Source organism: Pseudomonas sp. TE3911, from assembly GCF_054062775.1.
Genome location: NZ_JBSSFP010000001.1, coordinates 5,960,062 through 5,974,270, shown reverse-complemented (window position 1 = coordinate 5,974,270; position 14,209 = coordinate 5,960,062). Strand labels below are relative to the sequence as shown.

General features: G+C 59.9%; 14 protein-coding genes and 1 riboswitch. Of the genes, 10 read left to right on the top strand and 4 right to left on the bottom strand.

Going from position 1 to position 14,209, the window contains the following annotated elements:
• Positions 1 to 215 precede the first annotated feature (215 nt).
• From ACVWXD_RS27190 to ACVWXD_RS27170, 5 genes are all read left to right on the top strand, one after another.
• A complete protein-coding gene (locus ACVWXD_RS27190; protein WP_095185106.1) occupies positions 216 to 1,211 on the top strand; it encodes an ArsR/SmtB family transcription factor in 996 nt (331 codons plus the stop codon).
• An 18-nt stretch (positions 1,212 to 1,229) separates the two neighbouring features.
• Positions 1,230 to 2,420, top strand: a complete 1,191-nt coding sequence (gene metK / locus ACVWXD_RS27185; protein WP_032884058.1) for a methionine adenosyltransferase — start codon at positions 1,230 to 1,232, stop codon at positions 2,418 to 2,420.
• A gap of 214 nt (positions 2,421 to 2,634) precedes the next feature.
• Complete coding sequence (locus tag ACVWXD_RS27180) at positions 2,635 to 2,985, top strand: DUF1090 family protein (protein ID WP_032884059.1); 351 nt, start codon at positions 2,635 to 2,637, stop codon at positions 2,983 to 2,985.
• 95 nt (positions 2,986 to 3,080) lie between these two features.
• The gene (gene ligB, locus ACVWXD_RS27175) at positions 3,081 to 4,745 is read left to right on the top strand and encodes an NAD-dependent DNA ligase LigB (protein ID WP_260367834.1); all 1,665 of its coding nucleotides are present in this window, start codon (positions 3,081 to 3,083) and stop codon (positions 4,743 to 4,745) included.
• Positions 4,746 to 4,812: 67 nt separating this feature from the next.
• Entirely contained in the window at positions 4,813 to 5,208 is a 396-nt protein-coding gene (locus ACVWXD_RS27170; RefSeq protein ID WP_032884062.1) for a DUF1090 domain-containing protein, read from the top strand.
• A gap of 6 nt (positions 5,209 to 5,214) precedes the next feature.
• On the opposite strand, the gene ACVWXD_RS27165 is transcribed toward ACVWXD_RS27170, so the two are convergent.
• Positions 5,215 to 5,664 carry a c-type cytochrome gene (locus tag ACVWXD_RS27165; protein WP_401382969.1) on the bottom strand — a complete coding sequence of 150 codons (450 nt, stop codon included), beginning with the start codon at positions 5,662 to 5,664 and terminating at the stop codon, positions 5,215 to 5,217.
• Positions 5,665 to 5,792: 128 nt separating this feature from the next.
• On the opposite strand from ACVWXD_RS27165, the gene mltA reads away from it, so the two are divergent.
• The gene (mltA, locus tag ACVWXD_RS27160) at positions 5,793 to 6,980 is read left to right on the top strand and encodes a murein transglycosylase A (protein ID WP_179179789.1); all 1,188 of its coding nucleotides are present in this window, start codon (positions 5,793 to 5,795) and stop codon (positions 6,978 to 6,980) included.
• Between the two features lie 57 nt (positions 6,981 to 7,037).
• Here mltA and ACVWXD_RS27155 read toward each other — a convergent pair whose 3' ends face one another.
• Positions 7,038 to 7,424, bottom strand: a complete 387-nt coding sequence (locus ACVWXD_RS27155; RefSeq protein ID WP_032884065.1) for an MAPEG family protein — start codon at positions 7,422 to 7,424, stop codon at positions 7,038 to 7,040.
• A 205-nt stretch (positions 7,425 to 7,629) separates the two neighbouring features.
• Here ACVWXD_RS27155 and ACVWXD_RS27150 point away from each other — a divergent pair, with 205 nt between their 5' ends.
• Positions 7,630 to 8,889 (top strand): cation:proton antiporter, encoded by a 1,260-nt coding sequence (locus tag ACVWXD_RS27150; RefSeq protein ID WP_260367833.1) that lies wholly within the window; start codon positions 7,630 to 7,632, stop codon positions 8,887 to 8,889.
• On the opposite strand, the gene ACVWXD_RS27145 is transcribed toward ACVWXD_RS27150, so the two are convergent.
• A complete protein-coding gene (locus ACVWXD_RS27145; protein WP_401382965.1) occupies positions 8,883 to 9,770 on the bottom strand; it encodes a formate/nitrite transporter family protein in 888 nt (295 codons plus the stop codon). The genes ACVWXD_RS27150 and ACVWXD_RS27145 overlap by 7 nt on opposite strands.
• A gap of 76 nt (positions 9,771 to 9,846) precedes the next feature.
• On the bottom strand, positions 9,847 to 10,251 hold the full coding sequence (locus ACVWXD_RS27140; protein WP_032884068.1) for an acyl-CoA thioesterase: 405 nt from the start codon (positions 10,249 to 10,251) through the stop codon (positions 9,847 to 9,849).
• A gap of 198 nt (positions 10,252 to 10,449) precedes the next feature.
• A riboswitch (S-adenosyl-L-homocysteine riboswitch) is annotated at positions 10,450 to 10,556 on the top strand.
• Between the two features lie 21 nt (positions 10,557 to 10,577).
• Here ACVWXD_RS27140 and ahcY point away from each other — a divergent pair.
• The 3 genes from ahcY (at position 10,578) to ACVWXD_RS27125 (ending at position 14,176) form a co-directional block, all read left to right on the top strand.
• Entirely contained in the window at positions 10,578 to 11,987 is a 1,410-nt protein-coding gene (gene ahcY, locus ACVWXD_RS27135; protein WP_032884071.1) for an adenosylhomocysteinase, read from the top strand.
• A gap of 177 nt (positions 11,988 to 12,164) precedes the next feature.
• Positions 12,165 to 13,010 carry a methylenetetrahydrofolate reductase [NAD(P)H] gene (gene metF, locus ACVWXD_RS27130; protein WP_032884515.1) on the top strand — a complete coding sequence of 282 codons (846 nt, stop codon included), beginning with the start codon at positions 12,165 to 12,167 and terminating at the stop codon, positions 13,008 to 13,010.
• Positions 13,011 to 13,093: 83 nt separating this feature from the next.
• The gene (locus ACVWXD_RS27125) at positions 13,094 to 14,176 is read left to right on the top strand and encodes a hypothetical protein (RefSeq protein WP_032884073.1); all 1,083 of its coding nucleotides are present in this window, start codon (positions 13,094 to 13,096) and stop codon (positions 14,174 to 14,176) included.
• The last annotated feature ends 33 nt before the right edge of the window (positions 14,177 to 14,209 follow it).

Here is a 14,209-nt window from a genome sequence, read left to right as displayed (position 1 = left end):
CGGCATTTTCCCTCAGCCACCGCCTGCGGGCAATGACAGATAGTCACTTGTGGCTGTTTTTCCTGTGCTTTGCGCGGCAATCGCCTGCATTGACCGCCTACTTGTTCGTCTAAAAGTTATAGCGGCTGCTTATAACCGCCACTTATCGATCAATATCAAAACTTTTTGATATTGACCTTGCGAGGATATCCACCCGTCACTAGACTGCTGCCCTTATGAATCTACCCGTGCCCTCACTGCGTCCCGACGACGGCGATGAACTTGCAGCCTTGTGCAAGGCCGCTGGCGACCCGTTGCGTCTGAACGTCTTGCGCGCACTGGCAAACGATTCCTTCGGCGTACTGGAACTGGCGCAGATCTTCGCCATCGGCCAGTCCGGCATGAGCCACCATTTGAAGGTGCTGTCCCAGGCCGACCTAGTGGCCACACGCCGCGAAGGCAATGCAATTTTTTACCGCCGCGCCCTGCCCCACACCGACCTGCTCGGCGGCAAGCTGCACGCCGCCCTGCTCGAAGAAGTCGACAACCTGAGCCTGCCAACCGACGTACAGTCGCGTATCGGCCAGGTTCACGGGCAACGCGCAGCGGCGAGTCAGGATTTTTTCGCACGGGTGGCCGAGAAGTTTCGCGCGCAGCAAGACCTGATCGCCGGCCTGCCGCAGTACCGCGACAGCGTGCTGGCGCTATTGGACAAGCTGAGCTTCAGTGATGAGGCGACCGCGTTGGAAGTCGGGCCTGGGGACGGCGGTTTTCTGCCGGAGTTGGCGCGCCGCTTTCATCAGGTAACCGCGCTGGACAACAGCCCGGCGATGCTCGAACTGGCGCGCCAGTTGTGCGAGCGTGAATCGCTGCGCAATGTGACCCTGCAACTGGCTGACGCCTTGAGCGGCACACAGATCAAAGCCGACTGCGTGGTGCTGAACATGGTCTTGCACCATTTCGCCGCCCCCGCCGACGCGTTAAAGCAAATGGCCGGGTTGCTGCACCCCGGCGGTAGCCTGTTGGTTACGGATTTATGCAGCCACAACCAGAATTGGGCCAGGGAGGCCTGCGGTGATCTCTGGTTGGGTTTTGAACAGGACGATCTGGCCCGTTGGGCCACCGCTGCGGGGCTCGTTCCCGGGGAAAGCCTCTATGTAGGCTTACGTAATGGTTTCCAGATCCAGGTTCGCCATTTTCAGCGACCGGCTGGCGACACTCACCATCGGTAATATCAGGAAAACATCGAGATGAGCGAATACTCCCTTTTCACCTCCGAGTCCGTGTCTGAAGGGCATCCGGACAAAATCGCCGACCAGATTTCTGATGCGGTGCTGGACGCCATCATTGCTGAAGACAAGTTCGCCCGTGTGGCGTGCGAGACTCTGGTGAAAACCGGTGTAGCGATCATCGCTGGCGAAGTGACCACCACCGCCTGGGTTGACCTGGAGCAGATCGTCCGTGACGTGATCACCGACATCGGCTACACCAGCTCAGACGTCGGCTTCGACGGCGCGACCTGCGGCGTGATGAACATCATCGGCAAGCAGTCCCCGGACATCAACCAGGGTGTCGACCGTGCCAAGCCGGAAGACCAGGGTGCCGGCGACCAGGGCCTGATGTTCGGCTATGCCAGCAACGAAACCGACGTGCTGATGCCTGCACCGATCACTTTCTCGCACCAGTTGGTACAGCGCCAGGCCGAAGCCCGCAAATCCGGCCTGCTGCCATGGCTGCGCCCGGATGCCAAGTCCCAGGTGACCTGCCGCTATGAAGGCGGCAAAGTCGTCGGTATCGACGCTGTTGTATTGTCGACCCAGCACAACCCGGACGTGTCCTACGCCGACCTGCGTGAAGGCGTGATGGAGCTGATCGTCAAGCACGTACTGCCGGCCGAGCTGCTGAGCAAAGACACCCAGTTCCACATCAACCCGACTGGCCAGTTCATCATCGGTGGCCCGGTGGGCGACTGTGGCCTGACCGGTCGCAAGATCATCGTCGACAGCTACGGCGGCATGGCTCGTCACGGCGGCGGCGCGTTCTCCGGTAAAGATCCGTCCAAGGTTGACCGTTCGGCCGCTTACGCAGGTCGTTATGTGGCCAAGAACATCGTTGCTGCCGGCTTGGCCGAGCGTTGCGAGATCCAGGTGTCCTACGCCATTGGTGTGGCCCAGCCTACGTCGATCTCGCTGAATACCTTCGGTACCGGCAAGATCAGCGACGACAAGATCGTTAAGCTGGTGCGTGAGATCTTCGACCTGCGCCCTTACGCGATCACCACCATGCTCGACCTGCTGCACCCGATGTACCAGGAAACCGCAGCCTACGGCCACTTCGGCCGCACCCCGGAGCAGAAGACCGTCGGCGACGACACCTTCACCACCTTCACGTGGGAAAAAACCGACCGCGCCAACGACCTGCGCACCGCCGCCGGCCTGTAAGCACGCGTTGCACCCAAAAGCCCTGCCGGGTTCGCCCGGCAGGGTTTTTTATTGCCTGCGCGATCACCTTCACATTTTTTGGATCCAAACCTTGCAGGCCCAATGATGGCCCTCTAGAATCCGCGCCCTCTCGGGCCCTCTACCTTATTTGGATATTGCCCTGCGCCAGCCCGGGATAGACACGCGCGCAGGCAATCGAACATTGAGGTTTTTCATGCGCATCTCCACGCTCGCCCCTGCTGCCCTTCTGCTCAGCCTGTTCGCCCTGCCGGCCCACGCCGCCGACCTGAGCGCACTGAGTGGCGCCCTGAGCTCCCAGTTGGGTGGCGGTAACTCCGGCGACTGCCAGAAGCAAGCCGCAGACCTGCAAACCAAAATCGATGCGGCCGAAGCCAGCAAAGACACCTTCAAAGTGAAGGCCTTCAAAGCGGCGCAAGACCAGATCAACAAAGGTTGTGACAAACTGTCTGAAGCCCAGGCCAAAGCCGATGCCAAGCAGCAAACCCAGGAAGCCAAGGCTGACAAGCCGGATGCCGTGAAAGCCTTGGGCGGTCTGTTCAAGTAAGCAGAAACACCCGGTAAAAAGCCCCGCACTGTCGGGGCTTTTTTGTGGCCGGGAGGTTCATTTAGGCTGGGCACCCTTTCCGAGCAAGGATGCTCATGATGCGTTTACTGATTGCTCTGTCACTCAGCGCGTTGCCCTTTTTGGCATGGGCCGAAGCCTGTACCGATGAGGCCAGAACCCAGGTCGACACCCTGGCCGAACAGGTCCGTCTGTGGGACGACAGCTACCACCGCCTCGGCCAATCACCCGTCCACGATGAACTCTACGACCAAGCCCGCCAGCGCCTGGCCCATTGGCGCCAGTGCTTCCCTCAAACCCTCGCAAAACCTGACAACCCGCTGGCCGGCGCTCGGGGCACCTTCCGGCATCCCGTTGCTCATACTGGCCTGGAAAAACTGCTGGATGAACAGGCCGTCGGTGCCTGGCTCGATAGCCGACAAGACGTGTGGATTCAACCCAAGGTCGACGGGGTTGCAGTGACGCTGGTGTATCGTCAGGGCCGGTTGGAGCAAGTGATCAGCCGCGGCGATGGCGCACTTGGCCAGGACTGGTCCGCTTCCGCCCGCAGGATCCCCGGCATTGTCCAGCAACTGCCGGAGCCTATCGACGTGGTACTGCAAGGCGAGCTCTATTGGCGCTTGGACGACCACGTGCAATCGACCACAGGTGGGCTCAATGCCCGCAGCAAGGTGGCTGGCCTGATGAACCGTCGACAGCTGAGTGACGCCGACGCCGCTGGTATAGGCCTGTTTGTCTGGGCCTGGCCGGACGGCCCAAGCGTATTTACCGAGCGCCTGGCCACCCTGGCACGATGGGGTTTCACCGACAGCCTGCGTTACAGCCAGCCCATCCGAACTCTCACCGAAGCCGCGCACTGGCGCATGTATTGGTACAACCACTCACTGCCCTTCGCCAGTGATGGAGTGGTGCTGCACCAAGCATCACGAGCGCCCGGCAAACGCTGGCAAGTCAGCGCCCCCTATTGGGCGGTCGCCTGGAAGTACCCGACTTCCAAGGCGCTGGCTCTGGTACGCAAGGTGCAGTTCAAGATCGGCCGCACGGGGCGCATCACCCCCATTCTGGAGTTGGAGCCGGTGCGGCTGGACGACCGGCAGATCCGTCGGGTCAGCGTCGGCTCCTTGAAACACTGGCAAGCGCTGGATATTCGCCCTGGCGACCAAGTATCCATCAGCCTGGCGGGCCAGGTGATCCCTCGGTTGGACCACGTGATCCTGCGCAATCCCACGCGGATCGACCTGCCAGTGCCCGACCCGCGAGACTTTCACGCCCTGAGTTGCTGGCAACTGGACCCAGGCTGCGAAGAACAGTTGCTCGCACGCCTGACCTGGCTGAGCAGCAACCAGGGCCTGGCGTTACCGCACATGGGTCGCGAGACGTGGAACGTATTGATCCAGGCCGGTCTAATCGCAGGCTTTCTCGATTGGTTAACCCTGGATGCGGCAGAGCTTGCTAACATTGATGGCTTGGGTGAGCGCAGCCGCACCCGACTGCTCGACAGCCTTCACAGCGCTCGGCAACGACCCTTTGCACAATGGCTAAAAGCCTTGGGTGTGCCGCCTGCGGCCCGCAGCAACCTGGAAGAAAACTGGCAGACACTGGTTGCCAGAGACACCCAGGCCTGGTTGGAGATCGATGGCATAGGTCCGGCTCGTGCAGCGCAACTGAGCGCTTTTTTTCGCGACCCGCAGGTACAGTCCTTAGCTGAAACATTACGTGTGGCCGGAATAGACGGGTTTTGAACGCGCCCCCAGCCACCTTTAAACCACCGCAGAATTCACCCTGCCCTTTGCGAATCTGGAGCTCCACATGAAATTCCTCGCCCCTTTTGCCCTGCTGACCGTCGCAAGCTTTATGGCCACGCCGCTGCTGGCCGCCGAAGAAGCCCCCCAACTCACTGGCTGCGCCGCTAAGCGCCAAGCCATCAGCACCCAGATCGAACAAGCCAAGGCCCATGGCAACAGCGACCAACAAGCCGGCCTGGAAAAAGCCCTGAGCGAAGTGACCGCCAATTGCACCGACGCATCGCTGCGCAAGGAGCGGGAAAACAAGGTGCTTGACGCCAAGCACGACGTCAGCCGCCGTCAGGCGGACCTCGACAAGGCAATGAAAAAGGGCGACGCGGAGAAGATCAACAAGCGTAAGGACAAACTTGCCGAGTCCCGCAAGGAACTGCAGGACGCCGTGGAAGAACTTGACCAGTAAAACCGGTCAGTGGTCCCGAAACTGTTTATGGCAGGCACTGCAGGCATCTTCGACTTTCTGTACGGCAGGCGAAAGGTTACTGGCCTTGTAGGGCTGCACTTGGCTGGCGATCACCAATTCACCGGTGGCCGCCTCCAGGTCGCGGGCCAACTGCTGGAATTGCGCTTGTTTTTGCCACACGTCATCCTTGGCGCTGGTGTGATCTTCCTCGCGCACGCTCGGAAAGTGTTTCCAAGGTTCATGGGACAACGCATCGAGCTTGACCGCGCCCTCAGCGAACTTCGCCCCGTCGAACGCAATGCGTCCGCGCAACATGCCGCCCAGGTCTTCGCCGGTCTTGAGCATCTGCTTGAAGATCGCCTTGCGCTGGCCCAAGGGCGAATTCGGATCGACACCGCCGCAGGCAGACACTGCCAGGCAGGCCAACAATACAACCGTAAATTTTTTAAAAGTCATGGTGGCTCAGGGTCACGGAAAACGGCGGCCAGTATCCTCGCCCCACCCGCAAAGACCAATAGCCCTATTAATAATAAGGGTTGCCCAACGGCGCTACGGCGCGGGCAACCGTTTCAGGAATTACATGTATGAGTCTCACATTGAAACCCTGGAGCCGCCGCCTGGCATGGGCTCTGCCGATGATTGCGCTGCTGGCCGGCTGCGACGCGGGCAAGGACACCGGCAAAGACACGGCCAAAGATGAAGTTGCCAAACCCCACGCCGTCGCCACCTATGTAAACGCACCTTGGGAAGCACTGCCGGCGGTGTCCGACAGCGACCTGCTGGCCGGCTTTGAGTCCTGGCGCAGTGCTTGCCAGCGCCTGAAGACCGACCCTGTATGGGGCGCGACCTGCGCGGCAGCGGCCAGCGTGCCGGGCAATGCTGTAGCGGTGCGAGGCTTTCTCAAGGAGCGTCTGGATGTGTTCGGCTTGCGCTCGTCCGATAACACCCCTAACGGTTTAATCACCGGCTACTACGAACCGGTCTACCCCGGCAGCCTCACCAAGACTGCCACCGCCCACGTGCCGGTGTATGGCGTGCCGGATGACCTGATCATCGTCAACCTGGAAAGCATTTATCCTGAACTGAAAGGCAAGCGCCTGCGCGGTCGTCTTGAAGGTCGCGTGCTCAAGCCTTATGACGATGCCAGCGCCATCAACGGCCAAGGCTCCACAGCTAAGCCGATCGCCTGGCTGACCAACCCGATGGACCTGCAATTTCTGCAAATCCAGGGTTCAGGCCGCATTCAATTGAAAGACGGGCGCCAACTGCGCGTCGGTTACGGCGACCAGAACGGCTATCCCTACCGCCCTATCGGCCGCTGGCTGGTGGAGCAAGGCGAGTTGAAAAAAGAAGACGTGACCATGGGCGCCATCAGCGCCTGGGCGAAGGCGCACCCGGAACGAATCCCGGAACTGCTGGCGAGCAACCCCAGCTACGTGTTCTTCAGTGCTCGCCCCGACAGCAACGAAGGCCCACGTGGCTCGCTGAACGTGCCGTTGACCGCCGGCTACAGCGTGGCGGTGGATCGCAAAGTCATCCCGCTGGGCAGCCTGCTGTGGCTGTCGACGACAAAGCCCGATGGTTCGCCGATCGTTCGACCGGTCGCGGCCCAGGACACCGGCGGTGCAATTACCGGTGAGGTGCGTGCGGATTTGTTCTGGGGCACCGGCGATGCGGCAGGTGAGCTGGCGGGGAACATGAAGCAGCAAGGGCAAATCTGGATGCTATGGCCCAAGGGCGCAGCGTTGCCGCAGGTGCCGGAGATACTCTAGATCAACTGTGGGGGCGGTTGGACTTGCCGCCCCTCACAAGTGGATCTGCGTCACGGCTCAGATCGAGACAAAGAAGAAACTCGCAATCAACGCCATGCCCACGAACCACACCAGTGAACGCAGGATCGCCCAATCGGCCACGTAGCAAATGATGTACAAGAGGCGGCTGGTGATAAACAGCACGGCCAGTACATTGATGGTCACCAGTTCAGCCGTACCCGCCAGGTGCGCGATAATCACCGCCGCCGCAAATGCCGGGGTGACTTCAAAGCTGTTGAGCTGGGCGTTGTGGGCGCGCCGAGCGAACCCATCGAGAGTCTCCAGAAAAGCGCGAGGGTCATGGTTCTGCCGAGGCCCGAACTTGCCCTGACTGAACTTGGCCAACCCTGTGCACAGGTAAGGCAAGAAAATTGCGATCAACACACACCAGAAAGCTACCGTCATCACTGATTCCCTTTTAGTTTTCTATTTTTAATTTGAAACAGAAATTAGAGTTTTAGCACCAATTCTGGCAAGCCGCACCCACCGCTATGAGCCGCCACACGCCAAAAGGTTCTACCGGTGTTTTGCGCCCTGCCTGCAACCTCAGGCCGCTGCGGCGGTCCATCCACCCACTCATGACTGATCTTTCCCACTCCAAGGACCCCGGATGCTTGAACTTGTCGCCGCCTTCATTTGCCTCACCACCCTGCTCACCTATGTGAACTTCCGTTTTATCGGACTGCCGCCCACCATCGGTGTGATGGTCACGGCCCTGCTGTTTTCCCTGATCCTGCAAGGCTTGAGCGTGCTCGGCTACCCAGGCCTTGAGGAGCGTATCCAGCAACTGATCGGCCAGATCGACTTCGGCGACTTGCTGATGAACTGGATGCTGTCATTCCTGCTGTTCGCCGGCGCTTTGCACGTCAACCTCAACGATCTGCGCAGCTACCGCTGGCCCATCGGCCTGCTGGCAACCTTCGGCGTGTTGATCGCCACCGTAGTGATCGGCAGTCTGGCGTACTACATTTTTGCACTGTTCGGCTGGCACGTGAGCTTCCTCTACTGCTTGCTGTTCGGCGCACTCATCTCGCCCACGGACCCGATTGCGGTACTCGGTGTATTGCGAACCGCCAATGCGTCGAAACCGCTGAAAACCACCATCGTCGGCGAGTCGCTGTTCAACGACGGTACAGCGGTGGTGGTATTTACCGTGCTGCTGGGCATCGCACAATTGGGCGAGACGCCTACCGTGGGCGCCACAGCCATGTTGTTTGTCCATGAAGCCGTTGGCGGCGTGGCGTTCGGGGGGCTGATCGGCTATCTGGTCTACCTGATGATCAAGAGCATCGAACAGCACCAGATCGAAGTCATGCTGACCCTCGCCCTTGTGATCGGCGGCTCAGCGATGGCCACCGAGCTGCACGTCTCCGCCCCGATTGCGATGGTGGTGGCCGGGCTGATCATCGGTAACCTCGGGCGCAAGCTGGCGATGAACGACATGACCCGTCGCTACCTGGACGGTTTCTGGGAATTGCTCGACGACATGCTCAACGCTCTGCTGTTTGCGCTGATCGGCATGGAATTGCTGCTGTTGCCGTTCAATTGGCTGCACGTATTCGCGGCCAGTTTGCTGGCAGTGGCGATCCTGCTCTCACGCCTGCTAACTGTGGCCCCGGCGATCCTGCTGCTGCGCCGCTGGCGTACCGTGCCGCGCGGCACCATCCGTATCCTCACCTGGGGCGGCTTGCGCGGCGGGGTTTCGGTGGCACTGGCGCTGGCCCTGCCACTGGGGCCGGAGCGCGATCTGCTGCTGAGCATCACCTACATCGTGGTGCTGTCGTCGATCCTGCTGCAGGGTTTGAGCATCGGCAAACTGGTCAAACGCGTGACCCGGGACGACCCCCACGCCACGCCTGACGCTCACTGATCCTTGTCGATAGGTTGCGGATGCCTTGGGTCCGCAGCCTTCTTACCCGGCAAGCTGCCTTCACTGCGAATCTGCGCATGGCTGATCAAGGCAAAGATAAAGCTGCCACCGATGATGTTGCCGGCCAGAGTCGGGCCGGCAAACACCAGCCAGAAATCCTTCCACGGCAACTCGCCGGCGAATACCAGATAAGACACTTCCGCAGACCCCACCACGATATGGGTGAAATCCCCCAGCGCCATCAGGTAGGTGATCAGGATGATGATCCACATCTTGGCGCTTTCCATCGACGGGATCATCCACACCATGGTGGCGATCATCCAGCCGGAGACGATGCCTTTGGCAAACATCTGGCCGGTGTCGTTCTCCATGATCTTGCGCCCGATTTCCAGGAAGGCCTGGTCGGTCTTTGTGTCGAAGATCGGCAAGTGCAGCATCACATACGCCACCAACAGGGTGCCGCAAAGATTACCCACCAGCACCACCGACCACAGCCGTAACAGGCGCCCGGCATTGCCAAAGGTCGGCTTGCTCATCACCGGCAGCACCGCGGTCAGGGTGTTTTCGGTGAACAGCTGCTGCCGCGCAAGGATTACCGCGAGGAATCCCGCGCAGTAGCCGAAGCTGGCAATCACCTTGAAGGCTTCACCCTCGGGAAGACGTGAATTGAGCAATCCCATGGCCATCAGCGACAGGCCCATGGTCAGTCCGGCCGCCAGTGCCGACCACCACAAAGCGGCAACACTGCGCTCCAGCTCCTGATCTCCCTGGGTGCGGATAATTTCATGCAGGACCGCCGCGCGGGGCGGCTGGTTGTCGTCGACGTCCTGTTGCTCTTCCTGGGATAAGTTGGGGGTCTTGCCGTCGTGTTGCGTGGCCATGGCGATACCTGAACGGGGGGCGGTGTTCAGGTACGACCTATGGCCGATCAATAGCGTTCACTGGTCCGACGCAGGATTATTCGCTGACGCCGTCGTCCTGGAACTGGTCTTTGACATACTTGATCTCGGTACGCCCGTGAGGCGCCGGCAATCCGTCTTCGCCGAGGTTGACGAAGACCATTTTCTCAACCGTGAGGATGCTCTTGCGGGTGATCTTGTTGCGCACTTCACAGGTCAAGGTGATGGAGGTGCGGCCGAACTCGGTGGCGGTGATGCCCAGTTCGATGATGTCACCCTGGCGCGAGGCACTGACGAAGTTGATTTCGGAGATGTACTTGGTCACCACCCGTTGGTTGCCCAGTTGGACAATGGCGTAGATGGCTGCTTCTTCGTCGATCCAGCGCAGCAGGCTGCCACCGAACAGGGTGCCGTTGGGGTTGAGGTCTTCAGGTTTTACCCATTTGCGGGTGTGGAAGTTCATGGTCACTCCAAAGCGTCTTGCCGAATGATGGGCGACATCATGGCAGAGCCCAGGCCCAAGCTCTATGAGCCATTGCCTATCAAGCCCATGAACGATCTTCATGCCGCCGACAGAAAGGCTTGGGAAGTCTGGCGCACACGGCTATAATCGCCCCCGTTTCAAAACGGTCATCTTCGATTGATACCGTTCTCCCGCCACCTGTCCGAGGGGCGCTGCAGCAGGCTAGGCCTGTCAGGCTCGGATGGGGCGTTGTCCGGCCTGATTCCCCTGGCCTGATACTAAACGCACAACGGCGCCCATTCGCACACTACGAATGGAGGCTCTTCATGAGCGCTGTCAACACGCCTGCAGATTTCACCGACTACAAAGTCGCCGACATGTCCCTCGCTGCCTGGGGCCGTCGCGAAACCTTTATCGCCGAATCCGAAATGCCAGCCCTGATGGGTCTGCGCCGCAAGTACGCCGCTGAGCAACCACTCAAAGGCGCGAAGATCCTCGGCTGCATCCACATGACCATCCAGACTGCCGTGCTGATCGAAACCCTGGTTGCCCTGGGTGCCGAAGTACGCTGGTCGTCCTGCAATATCTTCTCGACTCAAGACCAGGCCGCCGCAGCTATCGCCGCTGCCGGTATCGCGGTTTATGCCTGGAAAGGCGAGACCGAAGAAGAGTACGAGTGGTGCCTGGAACAAACCATCCTCAAAGATGGCGCGCCTTGGGACGCCAACATGATCCTCGACGACGGCGGCGACCTGACCGAGCTGCTGCACAAGAAATACCCGGCGATCCTGGACCGTGTCCACGGCGTCACCGAAGAAACCACCACCGGCGTACACCGCCTGCTGGACATGCTGGCCAAGGGCGAGCTGAAGATCCCGGCCATCAACGTCAACGACTCGGTGACCAAGAGCAAGAACGACAACAAGTACGGCTGCCGTCACAGCCTGAACGACGCCATCAAGCGCGGCACCGACCACCTGCTGTCGGGCAAGCAAGCCCTGGTGATCGGCTACGGTGACGTGGGTAAGGGTTCTTCCCAGTCCCTGCGCCAGGAAGGCATGATCGTTAAGGTCTCCGAAGTCGACCCGATCTGCGCCATGCAAGCCTGCATGGACGGTTTCGAAGTGGTTTCGCCGTTCATCGACGGCGTCAATGACGGCACCGAAGCGAGCATCGACAAAGCCCTGCTGGGCAAGATCGACCTGATCGTGACCACCACCGGTAACGTGAATGTTTGCGACGCGAACATGCTCAAAGCCCTGAAGAAGCGCGCCGTTGTCTGCAACATCGGTCACTTCGACAACGAGATCGACACCGCTTTCATGCGCAAGAACTGGGCATGGGAAGAAGTGAAGCCGCAGGTACACAAGGTTCACCGTACCGGCGCTGGCGATTTCGACCCGCAGAACGATGACTACCTGATCCTGCTGGCCGAAGGCCGTCTGGTTAACCTGGGCAACGCAACCGGCCACCCGAGCCGCATCATGGATGGTTCATTTGCCAACCAGGTACTGGCCCAGATCTTCCTGTTCGGCCAGAAGTACGCCGACCTGTCGCCAGCCCAGAAAGCCGAGCGCCTGACCGTGGAAGTACTGCCGAAGAAACTTGACGAAGAAGTGGCCCTGGAAATGGTCCGCGGCTTCGGCGGCGTAGTGACTCAACTGACCAAGACCCAGGCCGACTACATCGGCGTGACCGTCGAAGGCCCGTTCAAGCCGCACGCTTACCGCTACTGATTTGCCTGTGCCCGCTCTCTATCTTAAGGGGAGCGGGCTTTATGTGGGAGCGGGCTTGCTCGCGAATGCGGTGTTTCAGTCAACTTATTCTTCACTGACATACCGCATTCGCGAGCAAGCCCGCTCCCACATTGGCGGTGTACACACTCCGGCTTCTGAGTTTCAAAGGGTATGACCATGTCCCAAGACCGTCGCTACAGCTTCGAGTTCTTTCCCACCAAGACCGATGCTGGGCATGAAAAACTGATGGCGACTGCCAAACAGTTGGCAAGCTACAACCCCGACTTCTTCTCCTGCACCTACGGCGCTGGCGGCTCGACCCGTGATCGCACGATCAACACCGTGTTGCAGCTGGAAAGCGAAGTCAAAGTTCCCGCCGCGCCGCACTTGTCGTGCGTGGGCGACAGCAAGGACGACCTGCGCGGCCTGCTGACCCAATACAAACAAGCGGGCATTCAGCGCATCGTCGCCCTACGCGGCGACTTGCCCTCCGGCATGGGCATGGCCAGCGGTGAGCTGCGCTACGCCAATGACCTGGTGAGCTTCATCCGTGAAGAAAGCGGCGATCACTTCCATATCGAAGTGGCGGCTTATCCGGAGATGCATCCTCAGGCGCGCAATTTCGAAGACGATCTGCAGAATTTCGTACGCAAGGCAAACGCGGGCGCCGACAGCGCGATCACTCAGTACTTCTTCAACGCCGACAGCTACTTCTATTTCGTCGAGCGCGTACGGGCCATGGGTGTGAACATCCCGATCGTGCCGGGCATCATGCCGATCACCAACTACAGCAAGCTGGCACGTTTCTCCGACGCCTGCGGTGCCGAAATCCCACGCTGGGTGCGCAAGCAACTGGAAGCCTATGGCGACGACGTCAAGAGCATCCAGGCGTTCGGCGAACAGGTCATCAGCGAAATGTGTGAACGTTTGTTACAAGGTGGCGCGCCGGGGTTGCACTTCTATACCCTGAACCAGGCTGAGCCGAGCCTCGCTATCTGGAACAACCTTAAACTGCCACGCTAAGCCGGTTTAATAGCAGTTCCCGGCCCTCGTTATCACGGGGGCTTTTTTTGTCTACATGTCCCCGGAAAGGAAGCCAGCAGTAAATGAATACAGCGTCCCCGACTCCTCGCCCCCAGCTGATTTACCTGGTATTCGGCGCCGAGACCTACCATCAGGAAGCCGTATTCAGCATCGCCAGTGCCGTTGCCCAACTGGGCGGGCCTCAGGATATGCCGTTAGACATCCAAGTGTTCAGCGACAACCCGGCCCCGTACCGTGGCTTGCCAGTACAGGTCCACACATTGGACAGCGCCACGCGACAACGCTGGAGCGAACCCCACGGCTACCATTTCCGTACCAAACATGTGCTGTTGCGTCAGGTGCTGGAAACGGCGGAACTGGCGCTGCTGATCGACACCGATACATTTTTCCACGACTCGCCCATGGCATTGTTCGAGCGCGTAACACCGGGCACCGTGCTGTGCAACGCCTTCCAGGCCAAGTATGGCGACAACCGCGAAAGCGTACTGTATGAAGCCCTGGCCAAGTACCTGGCCGACAAAGGCCTCGCCGACGATGATATGTGGCTGCTCAACTCAGGCGTGATGGGCTTGACCCGGCAAGATGCGCACATTCTGGACCGTTCGATCGAGTTGATGGATGAGCTGTTCCCCATGGCCCACGGCGCCTACACCCTCGAAGAGTTCTGCCTGTCAGTAGCCGCGTACCGCACGCTCAACGTGCGCCAGTGCCCGGACCTGATCCATCACTATTGGAGCCGCAAGCAGTTGTTCCGGGCCAAGGTCAAGGCGTGGGTAACCAAGCATGCCGCCGACCCTCTCTGCACCCAGGCCCTGGCCGATACACGCAAGGTCTCCGCCCACCTGCCCCGCCCACCACGCTTGCAGCGCCTGATGTACAAACTGATCACCCTAGCGCTGCCCAAGCGCAAGCAGCAGTTCATCCGTGAGATTCTCTACGGCTGCTACGAGCACGAAAATGAATTCGACAAGGCCTGCGGCCCAGTTTGGTGGGAAAAAGCCCTTCAAAACCAGGAAGAACGCCAGAAATGCCCGGTGGACGCACACCAACTCGAACACTGGTTCGCCAACCCCGTGGTGCGCCTGATTCTGGGGGAGCGACGCGCAGCCATCTATGAACACCTGATGACCTCGCCCACAAAATAGAGCGGCCCGCAGAAGCTTAAGCCAGAGCTTCTC